The 4,249-nt window shown below is 49.9% G+C and carries 7 protein-coding genes; all 7 read right to left on the bottom strand.

What is annotated here, in order from left to right; all coding sequences use genetic code 11:
* Positions 1-456, bottom strand: a 456-nt coding sequence (gene cas2 / locus Q0P86_RS16510; protein ID WP_295041015.1) for a CRISPR-associated endonuclease Cas2, incomplete at its 3' end; no start/stop codon positions are given.
* On the bottom strand, positions 446-586 hold the full coding sequence (locus tag Q0P86_RS16505) for a hypothetical protein (RefSeq protein ID WP_295041013.1): 141 nt from the start codon (positions 584-586) through the stop codon (positions 446-448). The genes cas2 and Q0P86_RS16505, both read right to left, overlap by 11 nt.
* Positions 547-849, bottom strand: a complete 303-nt coding sequence (locus tag Q0P86_RS16500; protein ID WP_290992171.1) for a CRISPR-associated endonuclease Cas1 — start codon at positions 847-849, stop codon at positions 547-549. The genes Q0P86_RS16505 and Q0P86_RS16500 overlap by 40 nt, the downstream gene beginning before the upstream one ends.
* A gap of 95 nt (positions 850-944) precedes the next feature.
* Positions 945-1,868 carry a DUF4421 family protein gene (locus tag Q0P86_RS16495; RefSeq protein WP_295041011.1) on the bottom strand — a complete coding sequence of 308 codons (924 nt, stop codon included), beginning with the start codon at positions 1,866-1,868 and terminating at the stop codon, positions 945-947.
* Positions 1,869-1,978: 110 nt separating this feature from the next.
* Positions 1,979-2,419: a hypothetical protein gene (locus Q0P86_RS16490; RefSeq protein ID WP_294113053.1), complete on the bottom strand. Its 441-nt coding sequence runs from the start codon at positions 2,417-2,419 to the stop codon at positions 1,979-1,981.
* Between the two features lie 73 nt (positions 2,420-2,492).
* A complete protein-coding gene (locus Q0P86_RS16485; protein WP_294113055.1) occupies positions 2,493-2,939 on the bottom strand; it encodes a GNAT family N-acetyltransferase in 447 nt (148 codons plus the stop codon).
* Positions 2,940-3,095: 156 nt separating this feature from the next.
* Positions 3,096-3,746, bottom strand: a complete 651-nt coding sequence (locus Q0P86_RS16480; RefSeq protein ID WP_295041009.1) for a hypothetical protein — start codon at positions 3,744-3,746, stop codon at positions 3,096-3,098.
* Positions 3,747-4,249 lie beyond the last annotated feature (503 nt).

The following is a 4,249-nucleotide window of genomic DNA, read 5'->3' as shown; positions in this document are numbered from 1 at the left end:
CTGCACGCTCACATGGCCTCGGCCTTTGGCCGACGAATGTTTGCTTTGCGGCCAGTTTTTCCTCGGCTCATAAAGAGCCCCTATAAGATGTACTCTCTGAATATACCTTATTTTATGCGGGTTTGCAAGCGGTTTGACGCTAAAAAAATCAGAAAAATTGGATGGATTCTTGACATTTTGGCCATTTTTCGGAGGCTTGGTACTGCCAAAATGGCTATATACCTCCGAAAATTCAAGGTCGGTGATGCTCAACAAGCAAACCGTAGATCTTGGTTTGATAAAGTTGGCTACCCGTCTGCGGTGTATTCGTCCGTTGTCGGCGGTGGTGCTGTAGCGGACGTACATTCCGCGTTGGACTCTGCTGAAACCTTCTTTTTCGAGTTCGCTTGCGAATCGGTTCATGTTTTGCCGTCCGCTTTTGCAGTGCCTTGGAAAATCAAAATAGCTACGACCCACATGATACCCTCGGATAGACAAGGTTCTTCGTTTCGCCTATGAAAAACTTTGCAACGGATGCGGTGGTGTAGGTGAGGCTTGTCCCGAGTTTCACCATCTGTTCGCCGAAGGGAATGCTTGTGTAGAACATATCCAAGAATGTCTTTTTACTTCTTTATCCAGCTTTTTCTTTTTATCGTGATGTAGCCTATACACAATCTGGTCGATGAAGGGACGGTAGGGTTCCATGATGTCGTCCGCTAGTGGAATGGCGTCGTAGTAGTTGCGGTGGACAATTCTTAGAGAGGGGAGTAGCCCGCTTGCCATAAGGGCGCGTGCGGTTGCAGCTCGCAAAAGCGTATAGCCGTAATTAAGAAAGTCATTCGGGGGCTCGCCGAACCGAGGCCGCCAAATCTTGCCGTTTGAACATTTATCAAGATTCCAGAACGACTTGATTGATTAAGTGTTCTTGGGGCTTGTTGGGGGCGTATCTCGGAAAAATTTGCGAACTAGAACCTGCGTACCACAAGGATTTCGAAGGCTGCCACGTATTTTTGTTCCAGGTGTTCGCCAAACGCGATGGCAGAATACCCGCTTTTAAGAACGATGTTCCATGCCCATTTTTCGCCGATGTAGCCAAAAGCGGTCTTTATGTCCGATTCGGGTAAGAGCAGGTTGCCGTCGTCAGCGTGCTCGCGACCGTACGCGATGCCTACAACGCCCCAGAGGTTCCAGAAATACCCGTTGCTGAAAACGAAGGTGTAGGTGTACCCGACGTCACCCCAGATGGAGGTAATGTCGCGCTTGTTGTTTTCGTAGCCCAGCACTCCGTCGTTATCTTCAGCAATGTTTCGTTGCAGGCGCCCGCCGATAATCAAGCTCCCGGCAGATTTCTTTTGACGGCGATCCAAAAAGTAGGCGCTCCTGGGGGCGAAAACTCCTTTCGCGGTCGCCATCCAGAGCAACGAGAAATATATGTCCGCAAACCAGAGGTCTATAAATTCCCGTTCCTTTTCGCTGCCGTGTTCGACTTCCGCGGTAAAGCCGCTGTAAAAGCGGAGCTTTGCCGCAAGCCACCAGTTTCCCGGGAAAAAGTCAACTCCCGTCTCGAAAGCCTGTGTGTCTGATTTTTCTTTTGAAGTGGTAAAAGGGAGACTGTACTTGAAATCGGCGGACACGTCCCACGAAATTCCGAATGTGGTAAACAGACTGTCGTAACCGACACCGATGCCCACATCGACCGGGCGGTTCGAATTGAGCATCGAGTTGTTGTAGGAATTCCAGATGGCCACGAAATTGTAATCGCACAAGAAACGCAGCGAGAACCGTTCACGGAACCTGGAAACCGAAGGCTCGATGCTGTCTTGCGCTTCGGCAAAGGCAAACCCTGCGAACACCAGGGCAAACAGGAATATTTTCAGGACACACTTCATCGGGGTCCTTGAAAAGATAATAACATAAAGAGCCCCTATAAAATTTTACAGGTACTTCGCTTCGGGAGTATCCTTCAGGATTTCTTTCATGGAAAGAATATAAAAATTTTCTAATCCTTTTTAGGTTGCTTGCAGAATCGGGCGCACCAAGCCTTGATTTGTTGTACGCCGTCGGTAGACCAAAGCGCCCAGGCGATCAGTACCGGCTGGAAGAACAGGCGTATGAGTCGGGCTTGGTCGGTGTCGAGCCCGAAAGCGCTGATGCCGTTCACGTACTGGCTGATGTTGCCTGGGAAAATGACGACGTAGAACAGCGCGAGGAGCACCCCCACCGTTCCCTTGTACTTGTACAAGAATATCATGCCGAGGCCGAGAGCGATCTCGACAACCCCCGAGGCCAATACCACGAAATCCAGGAATCCCGGATTCTGCGGAAACCACGACGGAACCTGCGCCAGGAATTCCTGCCTGGCGATGGTCAAGTGACTGACACCTGCATAGGTCATAAAAATGCCCAGCAGAACCCTCAAAACCATTTTTACGTATTTCATACATTTAATATAGGTTAAAAAGGGCGAAAAGTCAAAAATTTTTTTGCCGCGAAGGAATGCTTAAAATCTAATGTTAAATTGAAATTTTTATTTCAAACAGTTGGTTTGCAAGCCCGACCGTTGGTTCGAAATCGGCAATCTTCTTGAACCCGTATTTTTCGTATAGGCCGTGGTGCTCGCTTTTGAGATAAACTTTTTTGTAGCCGAGCCTTTGGGCGTAATCAAGCGCTGCGTCAATTAAGCTTTTGGATAGCCGCTCTCCCCGGAATTCTTCGCCAACGTAAACGAGATTTATAAAAGGGCTGCAACTGAATTTCGCAGGAATGTTCCCGTTCTCCTCGAGAACGCAAAAGCCGACAACATCTTCACCGTGTACAGCAACGAAAACTTTTTCCCAGTCTAGGAAATCGTTTTTTGACATTCGCTCGGCTAAACGACGCCCCGGCTGCCATGGGCAATCTTTCGCGAAAGCGCGGGTCCTTTCCCACCACGGATCATCTTTGCTAATCGCGATTATCATTGCTTGCCTCGGCTTTTAAAGAATCCCTATAGGACTTAACTAAACAAGATAAACCTCTTTTAGGACAATATACCACTTTTTCAAAGGGATAGTTTTACCACCGCTCATAAAGAGCCCCTATAAGTCCAGAGGGAGCTGGTGGAGGAGCCATAGACTCTACTTGCAAAGGCTGGCGTCGTTTACGCGCCTGGTGCTCCTCCCCTTCCTGTCGTAGCAGAAGCCGACAGTTCTCACCGGCTCGTCACTGTTGCGGATGGACAGGTACCCCCTGTACCTCATGCTCCCGTCATCCTCACGGAACACCTCGACAGTGTCCCCAAACCGGATGACGTTGGGGCCGTCCTTTAGGTACCACACAATCGTAGACTGCGCTAGCCCGGCATAATCCACTTGCTCCGAAAAAATGGTCATGTAGCGATACGCCGGCGGGCAGTATATGCCGGTTGTGTCGTCGTCACATTTTATGAGCGACTCGGAGGCCCCGGGTTTCCCGAGGTATTTGTTGCTACAGCAAGCAAAGTTGGGCTGACGATGTCTGGATATTTTCACGATTTTCCTGCATGGTCTAAGATTTCCCCGTTTTATGACGGGTATGCCTTGCTTGATGTATTCGTATTCCTCAGTTTTTTCCGTATGGCCAATGCATACGTTACGCCCCTCTTTAAATTTCGTCCCGTCCGAATAGGTAGGCCACTTATCGGAAAATTGGTACAGACAGTCATCGGAATTCCTGCCGAAGTCCGTACATTCCTCAGCCTCCAGCAATGCCGAGGCTACAAGAAGGATAAATATCGCGAGTCGAGTCATAGGGTTCTCCTTCGGAAAATATAGCATAAATACCCGTGCTGCGGTTGTGCATTGTTTTTTTTCAGAGAGGTCACTCCCCGGCAGTGTCGTTGCAGCTCTACCAACAGAGCCGTAGCGTAGACGACCTGAGGGAACAGGTAGAGGAACCATAGGAGGAACCTTTACAGGGTCGAGCGAAGCGAGACAGTCAGGCGCCGCAGGCATAAAAAGCAGTGAGCCGGAGCTAGCCCGAGCCTTCGGGCGAGGGTAGCGCAGGCCATCTGCTAGCCCCCCCCCCCGGAGGGTAAGCTTCTAGTATATTCGCACCGAAGAATGGGAACAGGGTTTGGAATGTTTCACGGAATTTCCGGGAAGGATATGGCGTTCTCCGGGAGGGTCGTGATGCTCAGTTTCCGGCGGAGCTGGTTCCTCTCGTTTTACCTCGGCTCATAAAGAGCCCCTATAAGACTGAAGGCGCACGCTTGGAAAGCGTGTTTACCTCACGGTAACGAGGGTTCGAATCC

The organism is uncultured Fibrobacter sp., from assembly GCF_946062555.1.
GTDB lineage: Bacteria > Fibrobacterota > Fibrobacteria > Fibrobacterales > Fibrobacteraceae > Fibrobacter.
The sequence above is the reverse complement of the archived record's forward strand: the minus strand, read 5'-3'. Positions and strand labels throughout refer to the sequence as shown.

Excerpts from the sequence above, each read along its gene's own strand:
- Q0P86_RS16485 (WP_294113055.1), bottom strand. The coding sequence starts at position 2,939 with ATGATAATCGCGATTAGCAAAGATGATCCGTGGTGGGAAAGGACCCGC.
- Q0P86_RS16505 (WP_295041013.1), bottom strand. The coding sequence starts at position 586 with ATGTTCTACACAAGCATTCCCTTCGGCGAACAGATGGTGAAACTCGGG.
- Q0P86_RS16480 (WP_295041009.1), bottom strand. The coding sequence starts at position 3,746 with ATGACTCGACTCGCGATATTTATCCTTCTTGTAGCCTCGGCATTGCTG.
- Q0P86_RS16490 (WP_294113053.1), bottom strand. The coding sequence starts at position 2,419 with ATGAAATACGTAAAAATGGTTTTGAGGGTTCTGCTGGGCATTTTTATG.
- Q0P86_RS16495 (WP_295041011.1), bottom strand. The coding sequence starts at position 1,868 with ATGAAGTGTGTCCTGAAAATATTCCTGTTTGCCCTGGTGTTCGCAGGG.